We start from the raw sequence: 18,296 nt of genomic DNA on the forward strand, positions 1-18,296 counted from the left end.
CGCAGACGCCAAGTGCGTAAATGCTAGGCGTGACGCCAGCTGAACTGGCAAAAGCGCTGCTGCCAGTCGTCCAGTACCGCCTGACCCGGCCATTGTGTGGCGTCGAACAATGGCTGGCCTTTGGCATCCCGCCCCTGTTGCAAGGCGGCATGGGTGACGCCCCTGGCCTGCAGTGTTGCCGCAAGCCAGTGCAGGCTGTCTGCCGTCATCACGCGCGGGTCCAGCGTGGTGCGGCATTCCAGCGTGGCTCCACCGTCCGCTACCATGTCCAGCGCAACATCCAGTGCCTGCCACATGCGGCTTTCGCTGCCGGGCACGCCGGTGACGGCATCCACCCCGCCGGGCGCGGCCTTGATGTCGAGACCAATCCAGTCCACCAGGCCTTTGAGTGCCGCCAGCCGTTGCGGGTAGATGCCCGCCGTGTGCAGGCCGATGGCCAGGCCCAGCTGGCGGGCGTCCTGTATCCAGTCCACCAGTTGCGGGGCCAGGGTGGGTTCGCCACCGGAAAACACCACCCCATCCAGAAAGCCGACCCGCGCCGCCAGCATGCTGCGCACTTCTGGCCAGGCCAGTTGCCCGGCACTGCGGGCTTGCAGGCCGGGGTTGTGGCAATAGCCGCAGCGCCAGGGGCAGCCGGCGACAAACACGGTGGCCACCAGCCGCCCCGGCCAGTCACAACTGGAAAACGGGGCGACACCGGCCAGCGCCAGGCTGGATTCAGTGGTGCAGGTGCTGTTCATCAAAATGCACGCGCTCGGCAAATTCGCCCTGCTTGCCGGTATTGAAGGCGGATACCGGGCGGAAGTAACCCATGACGCGGGTCCATACTTCGCAGCGGGTGCGCAGGGACGGGTCCAGCTGTTCCGCCTGTTTGATGTCGGTTTGATGGGACATATTGCTCTCCTGTGAGGGTTGGGGTTTAGGCGCGGCTAACAAAATGGCGTGATGCCCTGGGGCCAGCTGGCCCAAGGCTGCGGCAGGCTCTTGTCAGCCTCGACAAGCATTTCAGCAGCAAGGCGCGGTGGCTGCCGTGGTACGGGCCAGCAGTTCGGCGTCGCACTTGGGGCAGAATTCATGATGACCACTCAGATAGCCGTGCTGCGGGCAGACCGAGAAGGTGGGCGTCACCGTGATGTAAGGCAGGCGGAAGCGTTGCAGCGAACGGTGCACCAGCTGCTTGCAGGCCGTGGCCGAGCTGACCGCCTCGGTCATGTACAGGTGCAGCACGGTACCGCCGGTGTAGCGCGCCTGGAGTGGCTCCTGATGTTGCAGGGCGACAAAGGGGTCGTCGGTATGCCCCACCGGCAGCTGGCTGGAGTTGGTGTAATAAGGCTTGTCGATTGGCCCGGCTTGCAGGATGTCGGGGTAGCGCTTGCGGTCTTCGCGGGCAAAGCGGTAGGTGGTGCCTTCCGCCGGGGTGGCCTCCAGGTTGTACAGATGGCCGGTGTCTTCCTGCATCTGCACCATGCGGGCACGGATGTGGTCCAGCAGTTGCAGCGCCAATTGCTGGCCGTGGGCGGTGGTGATGTCGTCGGCATCGTTGCTGTAATTGCGGATCAGCTCGTTGATGCCATTCACCCCCACGGTGGAGAAGTGATTGCGCAGCGTACCCAGATAACGCTTGGTATAAGGATACAGGCCGTCGTCCATCCAGCCTTGCACACGTGCGCGCTTGATTTCCAGGCTGGTGCAGGCCAGCGCCAGCAGGCGGTCGGTTTCTGCCAGCAGCCCATCCCAGTCACCACGGAAGCGGTAGCCCAGCCGCGCGCAGTTGAGGGTAACCACCCCCAGCGAGCCGGTTTGCTCGGCGCTGCCAAACAGGCCGTTGCCGCGTTTGAGCAGCTCGCGCAGGTCCAGTTGCAGGCGGCAGCACATGGAGCGCACCATTTGCGGTTCCAGATCCGAATTAAGGAAGTTCTGGAAATACGGCAGGCCGTAGCGGGCGGTCAGGTCGAACAGCAAATCGGCGTTGGCGCTGTCCCAGTCAAAATCGGGCGTGATGTTGTAGGTGGGAATGGGAAAGGTGAACGCCCGGCCATGCGCATCGCCCGCACCCATCACCCGCAGGAAGGCGCGGTTGATGCGGTCCATTTCCGGCTGGCAGTCGCCGTAGCAGAACGGCATTTCCTCACCGGCAATCAGCGGAATCTGCGGGGCCAGGTCGGCCGGGCAGGTCCAGTCGAAGGTCAGGTTGGTGAACGGGGTTTGCGTGCCCCAGCGCGAGGGCACATTCAGGTTGTACACAAATTCCTGCATGGCCTGCTCCAGCGCGGCATCGTCCAGCCCGTCGCGCTTGAGAAAGGGGGCCAGATAGGTATCCACGCTGGAAAACGCCTGCGCGCCCGCCCATTCGTTTTGCAGGGTACCCAGAAAATTCACCATCTGCCCCAGCGCCGCGCTCAGGTGACGCGGCGGAGCCGATTCCACCCGGCCGGGCACACCGTTGAAGCCTTCATGCAGCAGCTGACGCAGCGACCAGCCCGCACAATAGCCTGCCAGCACGTCCAGATCATGCAGGTGGAAGTCTGCCTCGCGGTGGGCCTGCGCCACCTCCGGCGGATAAATGCCGTCCAGCCAGTAGTTGGCGGTGAGCTTGCCAGCGGCATTGAGTATCATCCCGCCCAGGCTGTAGCCCTGATTGGCATTGGCAGAAACGCGCCAGTCGGCGCGGCTGAGGTATTCGTCCAGCGTGGCAAGCGGATTCAGCAGCACGGTATTTTTCATAACAATATATAGTGATTAAAATTTTATAAACACTATATATAGATTTTTATGACCATGCCGGACACAAGACCAAACACTTGATCCGCATCAAGCGCGGTGCCCTGCCAGCCGCCGCGGCAGGCATGTTGGCATAATCGTCATCAGTAAACTGGCAGCCTGAATAGGGCTGGGCCCTATAATGGCCTGCAAGCACAGCCGGGCAGCGCCCTGCGTGCCTGTTCCCGGAAACCAACGGTTCACCCTCTTCCGCACATGATCAACACAGAACAACAAGGCAGGCAGGACAAGGTCCGCATCGAGCAGATCCGCCTCTTGCTCAACAACCTGGGCAGCTCGGTCCTGCCCGGCATTCTGGTGGTACTGCTGGTGGCCTATGCCTTGCAACAGCAGGTTGACCCGCTGCGGCTGACCCTGTGGTGCGTGGTGGTGATTGCCTCCAAGCTGGTGGACTTCATGGATGCCCGCCGCCTGCTGGCCCGTGACATCCGGCCAGCCGAATTGCCGCAGCTGCGGCGGCGTCTGGTGGTACTGCACGCCATCGACGGAGCAGCCTGGGGCAGCCTGATGTGGGTGGGGCTGAACCCGGCGTCGCCCCCCAGCTGGATTCTGGCCATTGCCGTGCTGTCCGGTGTGGCGGGTAACTCCATGTCCATCCTGTCGCCGGTGCTGCCTGCCTTCATCGCCTTCATCACGCTGGAACTGGGCATGATTGCGCTCAAGTCCTTGCAGTCCGATGCACTGGCGCTCAATGCGCTTGGCCTGGCCGCCATCATGTATCTGGCCACCTTGCTGATGCAGGCGCGCAATAGTGCGCAGGCCGCCAAAGGGGCCATCGAGCTGCGCTTTGAAAACCTGGAACTGGTGGACCGGCTGCGTCAGGCTTCGGCCGCGGCACTGCGCGCCCAGCAGGAGGCCGAGCAGGCCAATATCGCCAAATCGAAATTCCTGGCTGCCGCCAGTCACGACCTGCGCCAGCCCATCCACGCACAGGGGCTGTTTCTGGAAGTGCTGGGCAAGACCAAGCTGGACCAGAACCAGCAGTCGCTGATCGGCCATATCCAGAGCGCCACCAATGCCTCGGCGGAAATGCTGCACAGCCTGCTGGATTATTCGCGGGTGGATGCCGGGGTGATTACCCCGCAACTGCAAGCCTTTGCCCTGCAGCCACTGCTTAACAAGATGGAAAGGGAGCTGGCACCGCTGGCCAACACCAAGGGCTTGTTCTACCGCAGTCGTGACACGGCCGAGGTGGTGCTGTCGGACCCGTCACTGATTGAACTGATCCTGCGCAACCTCATCAGCAATGCCATCCGTTACACCCAGCAAGGCGGCATTCTGGTGGGCTGCCGTCGCCGTGGCGACCAGCTGCTGCTGGAGATATGGGACAGCGGCATCGGCATAGACCCGCAGCAACAGCAGGAAATCTTTGACGAATTCCATCAGCTGGGCAATCCGGAACGCGACCGCAAGAAAGGCCTGGGCCTTGGGCTGGCCATCGTGCGCGGCCTCACCCAGCTGCTGCAACACCCCTTGCGGGTGGCGTCGCGGCCGGGCCGCGGCAGCGTGTTTCGCCTTGCCCTGCCACGCATCGCAGTGACCAACCCGTTACCCGCAGAAACCCCGCCACCAGTCAGCATCAGCCAGCCCCTGCCCAGGGCCGCCGTGTTGCTGATCGAGGACGATGACATCGTGCGCAGCAGCATGGTGATGCTGTTGCAAAGCTGGGGTTGCCAGTGCATGGCGGCAGAGTCGCTGGAAGCCGCTCTGCCCTTGCTGGCGCAACAGACGCCTGCCTTGCTGATCAGCGACTACCGGCTGCGCGAAAAGAAAAGCGGCACCGATGCCATCCGTGCCATCCGCAAGGCTGTTGGGCGCGACATCCCCGCCCTGCTGCTGACCGGCGACACCGCCCCGGCGCGGCTGCGCGAAGCCAGTGACAGCGGCCTGCCCTTGTTGCACAAGCCGGTCAGTCCGCAGCAACTGTACGCTTGCCTGGCAGAATTACTGGCTGACAGTCAGCCATAAAAAAACCTCGACCCTGGATGCGGGCCGAGGTTGTGGCGTTGCGCCAAACCGGCTTAGTTCGGTTTGTCCTTGCCCTGGGTGATGCTGACATCCACCGACGTGCTGTTTTCCAGCTGCAGGCTGCCGCCACCTTGCAAGTCGCCCACCCGCACCGGGATCTTGTCCTTCAGCTCCTTGCCCTTGGTGATCACCTTGTCTGCCGCCTGACCCAGCTTGCTGTTCTTGGCCTTGTCCAGCAAGGAGCTTTCCGGCTGATTAGCCGCCTTGCTGATGGCATCACCGGCATTGCTCAGACTATTGGTGCCAGAGGTTTTTTTCTTGTTCACCACATCGGCCGCTTCCTTGGCCAGGGCGGTTTGCTTGTCGCGGTCAGTCTGCGTCTTGGTGGTGTCATTGGCTGCGGTATCGTTGGTGGTTTTTTTCTTCAAGGTCACCGTGGCTCCTGCGGACAGGTCCACCCCGCTGCTGGACGACACTGCTTTTTGCTTGATGACCTGACCACCCGCCTGAGCGGATACCGTTTCCCCTGCCTTCAATGCCGTGCCTTCCAGCTTGATGTCCTGACCGGCAGACAGCTTGAGTTTGCCACCGCTATTTAGCGTGGCCACGCTAGCGCTGTCCTTCTGGCTCTGTCCATACTCGCCCGACAACCCGACGCTGACCGATGCTTCCTTGGTTTCCTTGCCCTTGTCAGTACTGCTACCACCACTGCCACCAGCACTCAGCCCGGCACCAATCTTCTGTGTGCTGGCCGTATCGTGTGCGGCGCTGATGGTCAACTGACCACCGGCAGCCAGCGTGGCATCACCCTTGCTGTTGAGTTTGCTGCCTTCCAGATTCATGTCGCCACCGCTACGCACCGTGATGGCGCCGCCGCTTTGCAGCGTGGCAGCAGTCTTGCTGGTGCTCTGGCTGTCAGACTGACTGTAATTGGCCGCTGCTGAAACCATGCCGTTGTTTTGCTTGTTGTCCACGCCACCACCGGTGGAGCCACCGGCACTGAACGAGGCACTGGCATCACGGGACGTGGCCTGACTGGTGCTGTTGGCGGCAGCAAAATTCACCTTGCCGCCCGCGTTCACATTGACATCTCCCTTGCTGGACAAGGCAGTGCCGGCAAAGCTGGCATCATCCTTCACCGTGATATTCATGCCACCACCGCTGCTGATACCACCCACCACGGCAGTACTGCTGCGCGACTGGCTGCTGCCACCGCCACCCGCCATGCTCAGTTCGCCGCCCACGACATGTTCGGCATTCACATTCACCTGCAAGGAAGCTGCTGCATTGGCCTGCGTACCGGTGGTGCTGCTGGTGTTCTGGGCTGCACGATAATCCAGCGAACCCGCCTTCAGATCCACGTTACCACCGCTGCTGATACGGCTGCCTTCCAGGCTGGTGGCCTGGCTGGAGTTACTGCTGAAGTCGCCCCCCACCTTGATGGTGGATACCCGTGCCGTGCTGGCATTGCTGGTGCTTTGCGCATCGTCATGCTTGGCACTGATGCTGCCACCAACCGACGCATCGGCCGCAGCTCCGCCGCTGACCGTAGCCGAGGCCGACGCCCCGGCATACATACCCACCCGTCCCTCAGAGTTTTGATGGCTGCTACTGCTGTAGCTGGTATCACTGGCGGCCTTGCTGGTGATGGTGGTGGCGCTCTGACGGAAATTGCCGCCAGCGCTGATGGCCGTACCGGTATCAACAATATCCTTGCTGGCAGTACGACTCATGTCACCGCCCGCACTCAACTGGGACACCACGGCAGTGGTGCTGCCTTTCATGCTGCTGCTACCGCTATTGTTGACGTAGTAACCGGCACCAACCATGGCAGAGGCACCGGTTTCCGCCATTACCTTGCCTGTGGCATTAGCGCCGGTGGAGGCATCCAGATACAGGCCGGCCGTAGTGGTGTTGCTACTGCTGCTGGTCTGATGCACATCCTGTGCCGCATTGAAATGCTGGCTGTCCGCCTTGAGGTCGGCATTACCACCTGCGGCAATGCCGGATCCGGTGACATCCAGCTGCTTGCCGGCATCCAGTTTCAGATTGCCACCGGCCTTGATTTGCGAGCCCTGGTTCACCACATCCAGGCTGCTATCGGTGCCGGTAACAGCCTTGAGCAGGGTCAGCTTGTTGTTTGAACTGGCCGATGCCGAAGCCCCGGCGCTGGCATTGACCACGGTAGCGGTATCGACACTGGCTCCGGCATTGGCATTGTTATTACTGGAAGCCATCAAACCGATCGACACATCGGTGCGCTGGGTGCTGGATGTGCTGACATCCTTCACCGTACCCACCACGACCTGTCCGGCCTTGATCTGCATATCCTTGTCGGCACTGAGCTGCGAACCGGTCAAGGCCAGCTGCTTGCCGGCATTGATGCTGACATTGCCGCCACTCACGGCACTGCCGCTATGCGTCAGCGTGCTGCTGTCGTTCTTGGTGGCGGTGATGTCCAGCAGGGTCAGGTTGGCCTGGCCATTGGCGTTGGCATCGGCGCTGGCAGCCGCCGCAGCCTTGGTGCCGATGGCGGTTTTCTTGGCTTGTGCGCTGGCATCGGCCTTGGCGCTGGCATCGGCATCACCCGACACCTTGGTCATCAGCCCCACCGTGGTTTCTGTAGTGGTGCTGCTATGAGTGGATTTGTTTTCCGCCGCCCGAATATCCACTTGCTGGGCATTCAGTTGCAAATCACCACCGGCCTTCAGCGTGGAGCCGGCAATATCGATATTCTGCGCAGCATTGATACTGCCGTTTTTACCAATACGCAGGCTGGAAGCCAGACTGTTGCTACTGCTGTCGGTGCTGGTGGTCTGGGTATTGCTCATCAGCGCCAGACCGGCACTGGCCTGGCCAGAGGCATTGGCGGAAGCATTTGCGCCGGCACCGGCCTTGGCCAGACCCTTGCTGGCCGAGCTGGTGCTGTTCGCATTACTTTCAGCACCGGTTTTACTACTAGTGGACGGGCCGACAATCTTGAAGAAAGTGGTGGTATTGGTTTGCTCCTGGCGGGTTTCATAGTTCTGCCCGGCCAGCACTTGTACATTGCTGGCATTCAGGCTGCCGCTGCCCGCCACGTCCAGCGCGGAACCACGCAGGGTGATGTCCGCACCGGCATTGAGCGTGGCATCGCCCTTCACCTTCAGGCTGCTGCCCACGCTGTTGCCCTTGCTGGTATCGGTAGTGGTGACCGAGGTGCCGAACAGACCGCCGCCCACACCCAGACCGCTCTGGCTAGTCACCGTATGCGTAGAGGTGGTGTCGGTGCGGTCCAACAGTTGCACACTTCCCTTGGCGTCGAGCTTGGCATTGCCGCCTACGTTAGCATCTGTCCCCGCCAGCGTGATGTCCTTCACGGCCGCCATATCAAGGTTGCCACCCACGCTCAGCCCGGACTTGATCTGCTTTACCGTGGTGACCGTACTGCTGGTGCTGGAGCGGTTGAAGGCCGTACTAGTGCTCTGGCTGGTGGTGGAGACAGTCTTGTCTTGCAGCGTGTCAAATGTGACATTGCCCTTGGCCGCCAGACTGGCATTGCCACCAGCACTGACATTGGCACCCAGATTGCTGATGTCTTTGGCAGCCGTCAGACCGAGATTGCCAGTGGCGCTGATGCTCGCTTGCTTGCCAATGCTGGTGGCAAAGTTTTTGTCATTGCCACTTCCCTGTGTCAGCGTCTGGTTGACGATGCTGCCATTGGTGGATGCCAGGTTGACGTTACCGCCACTGATGGTGCCGGAGGTATTGGTGATGTCGCCCTTGCTGCTGATATCCAGGCTCTTGCTGCCACTGATGGTGCCGCCGGTATTGTTGAGCGCATCCAGCTTGAGATTGATGTTACTGGAGGCAATTACCGCCCCGCTTTGAATGCTGGCGATGGTGGCCGGGGCCAGGAACACTTGCGGCACCAGCACGCTCTGGCCATTCACCGTGGTGCTGACCATCCACACGATATCCTGCTTCAGGCTGGCCAGTTGCTGGGCGCTGGGTGCCTGCCCCAGGGTCAGACCCAGGGTTTTGGCATCGCTGGCGGCGTTCTGCATCAGCTTCTGGATTTCCGCATTCTGGCTGGCATAGCCTTTCAGCAGATTATTGCCGGTCTGGGCAATCAGCTGTTGCTGGATCAGATAGGTTTCATAGCTGGCATCGCCCAGACGTGTTTGGGCAGTGTCCGGGTTGAAGCCAAGCAAGTTCAGCAGATAATTGGAGCCGGTAGCGTTATTGTCCACGCCCATCAGTGGGTTGGTTTCAATCAGATAGTGCGCACCGGGCTGGCTGACCGGCACGAAATAGCCATTGGGATTTGTCGGTAGCGAGATATGCAGGCCACCAAAACTGATGCTGCCGGAAAGCGTCGCCCCCTGACCCAGGCTGGCGCTGCCAGCAGACAGGCCGCTGCTGCCTTGACTGGTGCTGACACTGGCGGCGGCATTACCGGTGGTATTGCTGCTCACCACCACATTGCCTGCACTGGCACCGCTGGTGCTGCCAGCGCCGCTGCTGAGGCTGGCACCACTACCCAGATTGGGGCCGGTGCCACTGCTTGGACTGCCATAAGCCGAGCTGGTATTGCTGAGCGAGAAGCTGTTGCCATTAATGCCATTGACGGCGTAAATTCCGGCGCCACTGGAGTACACCGCCGGATAGTACTGCGACACATATGCACCGCTGTTGTTATGGTCCGGGTCGTCGATGTACTTTTCCGGGCCAGCCGCAATGTACTTGATGTAATGCTGCCAGGTTTGGGTGTAGCCCCGTTTTTGCAGCGCCAGGTCGTCGTTGACAAAGCTGGCCCCGCTGTTCCCCTGCAGATTGAGCGTGCCTGCCGAAATCACCCCGGCCAGATTGGTCACCCGGTCAAAGTTTTGCAGCGTGACCACCCCGGCGCCGATGATTTGCGGCTTGCTGTTGAGCGTGGTGGCACCATCGGCATAGGTCTGCTGAATCGTCCAGGTTTTCCTGTAGTCCGTCCACTCGGTCTGGTCGACACAGCCGCAACCATTGTAGCCCTGCGACGTATACACCGAACTGGTGGAAACTGATTGCGGACTGCCCCAGTAACGGGTGTCGCCACCATAGGTGTCGTTATGAATGATCGGGGCGCTCAGCGTGATGTCGCCCTGGCTTTCGATGGTGCTGCTGTTGTCGATGATGCTTGCAGTCAGGCTGATCAGACGACCGGCACGCATGCTGCCCAGCGGGCCGTCGGCAGTACCGTTATTGATGATCATGCCGCCCGAGCCACTATTAAGCTGCAGGGTATCTCCGGCATACAAGGCACCGCTGTTGATCACATCCCACCGGGCATTCAGCGTGAGCTTGCCCAGTGCCGAGATGCCACCATTGCTACCCACCGTGATATCGGTGGCATTCACCACAAAATCGCCACCGGAATAAATGCCGGCATCGTTATTGAGGTCGTTGTGCAGGGTCAGCGTACCGGTGCCACTACCGCTACGTGCCGCAACAATGCGGGACGAACTGTTGCCAAAACTCAGGCTGTTCAGATCGAGATTCATGTCGCCTTGCGACTGTACCGCCTTGCCACTGCCAATACTGAGCGTATCGGCCGTGATATTCAGGCTGCCACCCTGAATGGTGCCATTGGCCGTTACATTGTAGCGATTGCCCCCCTGTCCGCTGATATTCAAGGCCTGATCAGCCACCAGCGTACCGCTATTGCTCAGCCCGCCACTGCCCATCACCACATTGAGGCCGCCATAAGACTGCAAGCTGGCACTGTTATCAATGCTACTGGCGGTAACCGTACCAGCCCCCCCAGTCTGGCTGGCCATGTTGATCAGCCCGTTGCCGCTGTTGCTCAGGCTACCGCTGATATTCAGGCTGCTATCGCTTGCCCTACCACCCTGTACCGTACCGCTGTTGTTCAGCGTGCCTGCATTCACGGTCAGTCGGTTGCCCGCCAACAATGCACCATTGCCATTGTCCAGCTGGGTGACACCGCTTACCGTCAAGCTGCCGGAGGACTGAATGCTGGCATTGCTTTCATTGTTTAGCGTGCCATTGAGTGACAAGCCCAGATCGCCTGCTGCCAACAGCTTGCCCTGGTTGTCGACACTATTGGCGCTGAGATTGAATGCATGGGCCGACTGCAAAACACCCACATTACTCAGCGGACTTTGCAGGCTGATGTTGTCTGCCTGGCTATTGTCAGCAGTGGACAGCAGCCAGTTGCCAGCATTGTTCAGGCTGGCCAGTTGCAGGCTGCTGTAGCCCGCCGCCTGTATCCAGCCGCTGGCGCTGTTGCTGGCACTTGTAGCTTGCAACAGCAGATTGCCATTGGCTTGCATGGTACCGCTATTACTGAAGCTTTCACTGCCGCCGCCGTTGGCATCGGCAATATCCAGATTGCCACCAGCAAACAGGGTGCCGCTGTTGCTCAATGTGCCGTTGACGCGCAATACGGCATTGCCGTTGTCAGCCTGGCTGTTGCCGCTATTGGTAAAACCGTTGCCGGCAGTCAGGTTCAGTGCATTGGCCTTGAGCGTACCGGCATTGCTCAACGTGGCAGTATTCAGCCCCAGTGTGCCGCCAGACTGGGTAACAGCACCTTGCTGATTGCTGTAGTTGCCGCTGGTGGTAATGGCCAGATCGCCCGCCGCCAGCAGTTTGCCGCTGAGGTCGGCACTGCTGGCTGTCACATTCAGTGCATGGGCAGATTGCAGGGTACCGCTGTCAGTCAGACTACCGCTCAGGCTGATGTTGTCGGCTGTACTGCCATTGGTCGTGGACAGCAGCCAGCTGCCGCTATTGTTCAGGGCAGCCAGCTGCAGGCTGCTGTAGCCCGCCGCCTGTATCCAGCCGCTGGCGCTGTTGCTGGCACTTGTAGCTTGCAACAGCAGATTGCCATTGGCCTGCATGGTGCCGCTATTACTGAAGCTTTCACTGCCGCCGCCGTTGGCATCGGCAATATCCAGATTGCCACCAGCAAACAGGGTGCCGCTGTTGCTCAATGTGCCGTTGACGCGCAATACGGCATTGCCGTTGTCAGCCTGGCTGTTGCCGCTATTGGTAAAACCGTTGCCAGCAGTCAGGTTCAGTGCATTGGCCTTGAGGGTACCGGCATTGTTCAGCGTGGCAGCATTTAATGCCAGTGCGCCGCCGGACTGGGTGACGGCACCTTGCTGATTGCTGTAGTTGCCGCTGGTGGTAATGGCCAGATCGCCCGCCGCCAGCAGCTTGCCGCTGAGGTCGGCACTGCTGGCTGTCACATTCAGTGCATGGGCAGATTGCAGGGTACCGCTGTCAGCCAGACTGCCGCTCAGGCTGATGTTGTCGGCAGTGCTGCCATTGGTCGTGGACAGCAGCCAGCTGCCGCTATTGTTCAGGGCAGCCAGTTGCAGGCTGCTGTAGCCCGCCGCCTGTATCCAGCCGCTGGCGCTGTTGCTGGCGCTGCTCGCTTGTAGCAGCAGGTTGCCATTGCTTTGTACGGTGCCATCGTTACTGAAGCTGGCACCGGCATGACCAGTGGTATCGGCAATGTCCAGATTTCCGGCGGCAAACAGGGTGCCGCTGTTATGGCTGCCATTGCCTGCGCGCAGCGTGATGCTGCCAGTGTCGGCACTGATGCTGCCCGCATTGTCGAAGCCGTTGGCCGCGCGCACAGTGAGGTTGCCAGCTGTGCTTTCAATGCCTTGCGCTGCATCTGCGACGGTTGTGATCGCCCCTGCGGCCTGCAGGCTGATATCGCCAGCAGTCTTGATTTGCGCCTTGCCCAGAGCCAGGTCGCCACTGCTGCTGACAAGTTGCATCCCCTGACTGCCGTACAGTGTGGCACCCTGGTTGCCGATGGTCAGGGCAGCAAACCCTCCCCGCCAGTTGCCGTTACCACTGCCCCATTGCGTGCCATCCAGCGTGCCGCTGCCTGTAATGTCGAGGTTCAGGTCGTGAGCGGCAAAACGCTGATTATTATTGAGCTGTGAATTGGTGTCGGCACTGTCACTCAGCGCGGCGGCCTGAAGCGACAAGTCATGCCCGGCATACAGCGCACCGCCCACCAGGCTGCTACCGGCCTGGCTACTCAGCGTCAGGTCTTGTCCGGCGCTGATGCTGGCATCGTTCAACTGTAATGAACTGGCATTGCCGTTTGCGCTGACAGCCACATTGCCGGTGGCAGATAATTGACTACTCAACTGAATGCTACCGTTGCTACTGAGCGTAAAGTCGCCGCCATTGGCTGCTGCATTGCCCGCCATGCGTACCCCCACTCCGGCCTCAGTGGACACCAGAAAGATACGGTTGGCATACATGCCACCAAGGGCAGCGGTATCAATGGCGTAGCTGGGCGCATTGCCGCTGGGTGTGACGCTGCCGGTAACCCGGCGACTGGCGTAGTCCCAGCGGTTGGGGCCGGCATACACGCCAAAGTCCGGCACGTTTACCTGACCGCTGATGGATACCGAGCGGCTGACCAGGTCGAGAATCTGCTGGGTAGAGGCATTAATGCCGCTGCCGTTGATCTGGATATCACCCTGGCTGACATTGAAACCGGCCAGGCTGCCATTGCCGCCAAACACCGGCAAACCGGTAGTCAGTGTCACCCGGTCTGTATTGATGAAACCACAGCCCGAGCAGCTAATACCGTTGGGATTGGCTACCACCACATCGGCCTTGCCGCCCAGCACTTCGGTAAAACCGGCCAGCGTGCTGCGGCTGGTACTGACTACCTGATTGAGAATCAGGCTAGCCTGATTGCCAAGATTGACGTTGGCGTATACCTGCCCGGCCAGTTGCGACTGACGCGACAATTGACTGGTATTACCGTTATTGAGCACCAGGCCCTGGCTATTGACGTTGTACTGAGTGTATTGGTTGCTGGAAACACCAGCTGCATTAGCGGTGGCGATATCCACTACGGTGGCACCGTTAGCCACGGTATAGCTGCGGGTATTGCCGCCGGTCGGCGTCACACTGGGCTGCGGGGTGGCAGCCTGAGCCAGCAGGCTGCTACCCAATAACGAAAGCATGGCGGCACTACGAACGGTGGCAGCACGCGGGCCAGCACTGCGGGCGATTTCTGCTGCTGCCATCCAGCAGTTTTTTCTGGCATTCCATACCAGGCGATAAATCTTGTTCATGGCTTGAATCCTTACAATGCAGCAGAGACGCGGAACCAGGTTTGTGCAGGTTCGCGAGACAGAGTGGCTGGTTTGTCAACGGGCGCAGAGCGGAACAGATCCCAGCTAAGGCCACGCCAACGCAGTTGCAGGCCAATGGCCGCGCCAGTAAGGCGGCCGCCTTGCAAGTCCGGGTTCCTGTTGCTGACCCAGCCGGTATCCAGTGCGGCATAAATCTTGCCGTTGAGGGTTTCTCCGCCAATGCGGAATTGATGCGCCATGGAAAGATCATTGCGCCAGTAATAGCCGGTATCACCGGACAAGCTGTTATTGACGAAGCCGCGCACCGAATAAATGCTGCCAATCAGTAGTTGCTCAGAGCCATACAGCGTGTCGTAGGCTTGCTGGGCAAACACTTCGCTGTCGTAACTGAATGCCTTGCCCAGCAGGTCAAATGGCAAGTGGACGCGCAGGTCCGCAGTGACTTTCTGGAACTGCGCATGCGGCTGCTCACCCGGCAGGATGCCCGCATCGTGCATGGCACCGAATTCGGCCAGGCCACGGGCGTAATCCAGGTCCAGTGACCACTGCGTGTTATGGATGGCGGTGGAGTACGATGCTTTCAAATCCAGCACGCTCAGCTTGCGGCTGCTGACGCTGAGAAACTGCTGGGCAAAGTAATTGCGGGCATCTTTGGTGGTCAGCCCGGCACCAAACGTCAAGCGAGACACCTGGTCGCGATATGCCACCCTGTTCCAGCCAATGGTGCTGATCTTGTTATTGCCTTCTGCCGTTTGTTGCGCGCCACTGGGCAGACTCAGCACATTGATATAACGCGAGCGATTTACATCCAGCGAAAAGGTGTTGTAGCCATAGGGCAACGACAGGTTGAAGTCGTCAGATGCCGAATAATGCTCCTTGTTGCTCACCGGAATGGATTCCCGATGAGTAACGGTAAACATTTCACCCAGACCGGCCAGATTATCCAGCGTCAAGGCTGCCGCGCCCTGATTGGCCCCTGTGCTCACGCTGCCCTGATTATCGTAAGAGACAAACAAATGCACCGGGCGGCTTGGCTGGTTATGAATGACAACATTGCTGCCACCGGGCTGGCTGCCGGGCTGGATATCCAGCGTGGCATTATTCGATTGCAAACGGTTGAGCTGGTCGATGCCCTGCTCCAGGTCACGCAGATTCAGTAATTGCCCTGCTCCAGCGGGAAAACTGGTATTCAGCGGCAGGCGTGCTGCACCGTCGTCTTGTTTGAGTTGCTCTATCACCCCTTCCACCACATCAATCAACAACGTGCCTGTGTGCAGATCCTGAGCCGGTAAATAAGCCCGGGTAGTGACATAACCGCGTTCAATGTAATCTCGCGTTACCAGGCCCATGATCTGGGTGATTTCATTCACACCCAGACAATGGCCGGCATATCGTGCATCGATTTCCTGCACGACCGCGGCAGACAAATGCGGACGATTACGGATGACAATGTGCTGAATGGTATGGCATTGTGGTGTCAGCTCGGCAGGGACTGCAGGTGCTGGCACCAGCGTTTTCAGGTCCGCCCCACCGGGTGCGATAGCGCGCTGTGCTTGCTCCCGGTCTTGCTGCAATTGCTGCTGCTGACGCTGCTGGATCAGATCTGCCTGACGACTGGCCGCATCGATATCGCTGGCCGCCATCACCTGTTCTGCCAGCGCCCCAAGGCCAAGCCACAGCAACACCGTGCTTCTTTTTAACTTCCACCCGAACATGACAACCCCAATCATTAGTATTTTTTGAATTTGCTAAGAACCTGGCGCGGTGATTGACGTTAATCGGCAGCTTGCTTAATGTGCTTGCCCTGCATTGCCATAACCGGTGGATTGCGGATTTGCTACCGTTCTGCTAGCACAGAAATCTGGCATCACCTTGCGATTCACCACGCATTTTTCAAAGCCGGGGTATTGTCATATCGGTATCAGACGCAAGAAATAGTCTTTTCTGTTAGACCTAGTCTTTTTGGATTACCGCTTCACTGGAAAAACAGAAAATAATATTGATTGAAAGTCAGACCAAATTGGCCTTGCTCCTACAACCAAGATCACAACCTAATCATGCTCAGCGCCAGACTGCTTCTCATCGACGACCACGCCCTGTTCCGTACCGGCTTGCGCCTGGTACTGGAAAACAATGACAAAGTCGCCGACATTCTCGAAGCCGGCACCGTGATGGATGCCATCCACCAGTTTGGCAGCACGCCGGTGGACATCATCCTGCTGGACATACAACTGCCGGGCCTGAACGGCCTTGATGGCATTCACGTGCTGCGTCGGCATTTCCAGTCCGCTCGCATCATCATTCTGTCGGCCAGCCCGGAGCAGGCCAGCACCACGCCGGACATTGCCGGGGTGCTGACCAAGTCCGCCAGTGTCGAACAGATTGACCAGGCGCTGGAGCGCTGCCTGCGCGGTGAGGCACTGTCCGACGCGGCTCCGGCCAAGGCGACAGGCCGCGGCTCGCAACTGACTCCGCGCCAGCTGGAGGTGCTCAGCGAGCTGTGTCTGGGCCGGTCCAACAAGGCCATTGCCAATAGCCTGGGCCTGTCGGAAAACACCGTGCGCGTGCATGTGGCCGCCATCCTGGAACAATTCGGCGTGTACAGCCGAACCGAGGCGGTGCTGGAAGCCCAGCGTCGTGGCCTGGTACAGGTAATGCGCTGATGCGCTGGCTGCCACGCTTCGACCCGCCGCGCCTGCTGGCAGCGCAAATGGAGCTGATCGACCACAGCTTCGGCATTGCCATGCTGGGCTGTTTCCTCGCGTCCTTGCTGATGGCACTGGGGGTGCTCATCAGCACCGGCAATCCGGGCATCCTGGCCTGGTCGGCGCTGATGGGAGCCGGCTGTGCTGCCGGACACTTTGGCCGCTTTTACCTGCCGGACCGTCTGTCCGAAGCCAATGCGCCACGCTATGCCCGCGCCATGACCATGCTGCTGGTGGTGCTGGGCAGCCTGTGGGGCATCGCCGGCGGGCTGTACATGGACCTTAACTTCCCGCCCACTGCCATCAGCCTGTTGTCGATGATTGCCGGCATGAGCGCAGCAGCGCTGGCCATTTTTTCGCCTTGCCTGCCGGTGGCGGTCAGTTTTTTCATTCCGTCCATCCTGCCGGTATGGGGGGTGTTTCTGGCCACCGGCAACCTCGCCTACCTGCCCATGTTTCTGGGCGTGCCGCTGTTTCTGGTGGTGTTGCTGGTTTTTGCGCTGAACTACGCCCGCGTGGCGCGCCGCTCCATCGAGTTGCGCTTTGAAAACCGCGAGCTGGTGGACCAGTTGCGCGAGCAAACCGGCCGCGCCGCGCAGGCCTTGCACGAGGCGGAAGAAGCCAATCGCGCCAAGCTGGTATTCCTGGCTTCGGCCAGCCACGACCTGCGCCAGCCCATGCACGCACTGGGCCTGTTTCTGGCCACGCTGAAAACCACGGCACTGGATGCCAGACAGGACGAGCTGCTGGAGCATATCGAGGCCTCGGCCTCCGCCGCCTGTGAAATGCTGGACACCCTGCTGGACTTCTCCAAGCTGGAAGCCGGTGTCATCGAAGCCCGGCCACGCCAGCTGGCCTTGCAAAGTGTGCTGTACAAGCTGGAATGCGAATTCGCACCGCTGGCCAATGGCAAGAACCTGGTGTTCCGGGTAAGGGAAAGTGCGGTACAGGTGTATACCGACCCCAGCCTGCTGGAGCTGATCCTGCGCAACCTGATCAGCAATGCCATCAACTACACCCAGAGCGGTGGCATTTTGATTGGCTGTCGCCAGCGTGGCGAGCATTTGCTGATCGAGGTTTGGGATACCGGCATCGGCATTCCTGCCGCCCAGCAACAAGAGGTATTCCGCGAATTCCACCAGCTGGGCAACCCGGAACGTGACCGGCGCAAGGGCCTGGGCCTGGGGCTGGCCATCGTGCGCGGCCTGGCCCACACCATGGGGCTGACCGTCGGCTTGCAATCCCGCCCGGGCCGCGGTTCGGTGTTCCGCCTGACCATGCCGCGGCTGGCAGGCCCGGTCACCATGGAGGAAGCCGTCAGCAGCGCACCGCGCCAGTTGCCATTGCAAGCGGTGCCGATTCTGGTGATTGATGACGACTACGCGGTGCGCTCGGCCATGGAAGCGCTGCTGGGTTGCTGGGGCTGTCGCATTCTTACGGTGGAAGGCGCTGACGAGGCGCTGGACTGCCTGGACAGCTTCCAGCCGCAAGTGGTGATTGCCGACTACCGCCTGCGCGGCAACCAGACCGGCCAGCAGGTGCTCAAGCAGATTTACCAGCAGCTGGGACGCACCCTGCCCTCCATCATCATGACCGGCGACACCGCGCCCAATCGCTTGCGCGAGGCACAATCCAGCGGCGCATTACTGCTGCACAAGCCGGTGGATGCCGCTGCCTTGTATGGCAGCCTGCAGCAGATACTGAGTGCTGTCTGATGCCG

At 60.1% G+C, this 18,296-nt stretch carries 8 protein-coding genes; 3 read left to right on the plus strand and 5 right to left on the minus strand.

Going from position 1 to position 18,296, the window contains the following annotated elements; translation table 11 throughout:
* Window positions 1–23 precede the first annotated feature (23 nt).
* The 3 genes from DKK66_RS17920 to DKK66_RS17930 all read right to left on the minus strand — a co-directional run bounded on the left by DKK66_RS17920 (window position 24) and on the right by DKK66_RS17930 (window position 2,712).
* The gene (locus tag DKK66_RS17920) at window positions 24–740 is read right to left on the minus strand and encodes an anaerobic ribonucleoside-triphosphate reductase activating protein (protein WP_131360246.1); all 717 of its coding nucleotides are present in this window, start codon (window positions 738–740) and stop codon (window positions 24–26) included.
* Window positions 718–894, minus strand: coding sequence for an anaerobic ribonucleoside-triphosphate reductase (gene nrdD / locus DKK66_RS17925; protein WP_131360248.1), 177 nt, complete (start codon window positions 892–894; stop codon window positions 718–720). Before nrdD ends, DKK66_RS17920 begins: the two co-directional genes overlap by 23 nt.
* Window positions 895–1,005: 111 nt before the next feature.
* Complete coding sequence (locus DKK66_RS17930; protein WP_242673517.1) at window positions 1,006–2,712, minus strand: ribonucleoside triphosphate reductase; 1,707 nt, start codon at window positions 2,710–2,712, stop codon at window positions 1,006–1,008.
* Between the two features lie 264 nt (window positions 2,713–2,976).
* Between DKK66_RS17930 and DKK66_RS17935 the strand changes: the two genes are divergently transcribed.
* Window positions 2,977–4,749 (plus strand): ATP-binding protein, encoded by a 1,773-nt coding sequence (locus tag DKK66_RS17935; RefSeq protein ID WP_131360252.1) that lies wholly within the window; start codon window positions 2,977–2,979, stop codon window positions 4,747–4,749.
* A 53-nt stretch (window positions 4,750–4,802) separates the two neighbouring features.
* Here the strand turns inward: DKK66_RS17935 and DKK66_RS17940 are convergent, their stop codons facing one another.
* Both DKK66_RS17940 and DKK66_RS17945 read right to left on the minus strand, forming a co-directional pair.
* Entirely contained in the window at window positions 4,803–13,850 is a 9,048-nt protein-coding gene (locus DKK66_RS17940; RefSeq protein ID WP_131360255.1) for a hemagglutinin repeat-containing protein, read from the minus strand.
* A gap of 11 nt (window positions 13,851–13,861) precedes the next feature.
* A complete protein-coding gene (locus DKK66_RS17945; protein WP_165494224.1) occupies window positions 13,862–15,556 on the minus strand; it encodes a ShlB/FhaC/HecB family hemolysin secretion/activation protein in 1,695 nt (564 codons plus the stop codon).
* 372 nt (window positions 15,557–15,928) lie between these two features.
* On the opposite strand from DKK66_RS17945, the gene DKK66_RS17950 reads away from it, so the two are divergent.
* Together DKK66_RS17950 and DKK66_RS17955 are read left to right on the plus strand one after the other, a co-directional pair.
* The gene (locus DKK66_RS17950) at window positions 15,929–16,534 is read left to right on the plus strand and encodes a response regulator transcription factor (protein WP_131360259.1); all 606 of its coding nucleotides are present in this window, start codon (window positions 15,929–15,931) and stop codon (window positions 16,532–16,534) included.
* A complete protein-coding gene (locus DKK66_RS17955; protein WP_131360261.1) occupies window positions 16,534–18,291 on the plus strand; it encodes a hybrid sensor histidine kinase/response regulator in 1,758 nt (585 codons plus the stop codon). Before DKK66_RS17950 ends, DKK66_RS17955 begins: the two co-directional genes overlap by 1 nt.
* Window positions 18,292–18,296 lie beyond the last annotated feature (5 nt).

The organism is Aquitalea sp. USM4, assembly GCF_004328945.1.
GTDB lineage: Bacteria > Pseudomonadota > Gammaproteobacteria > Burkholderiales > Chromobacteriaceae > Aquitalea > Aquitalea pelogenes.

Coding starts and splice junctions, on each gene's coding strand:
- DKK66_RS17920 (WP_131360246.1), bottom strand. CDS start 740: ATGAACAGCACCTGCACCACTGAATCCAGCCTGGCGCTGGCCGGTGTC.
- nrdD (WP_131360248.1), bottom strand. CDS start 894: ATGTCCCATCAAACCGACATCAAACAGGCGGAACAGCTGGACCCGTCC.
- DKK66_RS17935 (WP_131360252.1), top strand. CDS start 2,977: ATGATCAACACAGAACAACAAGGCAGGCAGGACAAGGTCCGCATCGAG.
- DKK66_RS17940 (WP_131360255.1), bottom strand. CDS start 13,850: ATGAACAAGATTTATCGCCTGGTATGGAATGCCAGAAAAAACTGCTGG.
- DKK66_RS17950 (WP_131360259.1), top strand. CDS start 15,929: ATGCTCAGCGCCAGACTGCTTCTCATCGACGACCACGCCCTGTTCCGT.
- DKK66_RS17955 (WP_131360261.1), top strand. CDS start 16,534: ATGCGCTGGCTGCCACGCTTCGACCCGCCGCGCCTGCTGGCAGCGCAA.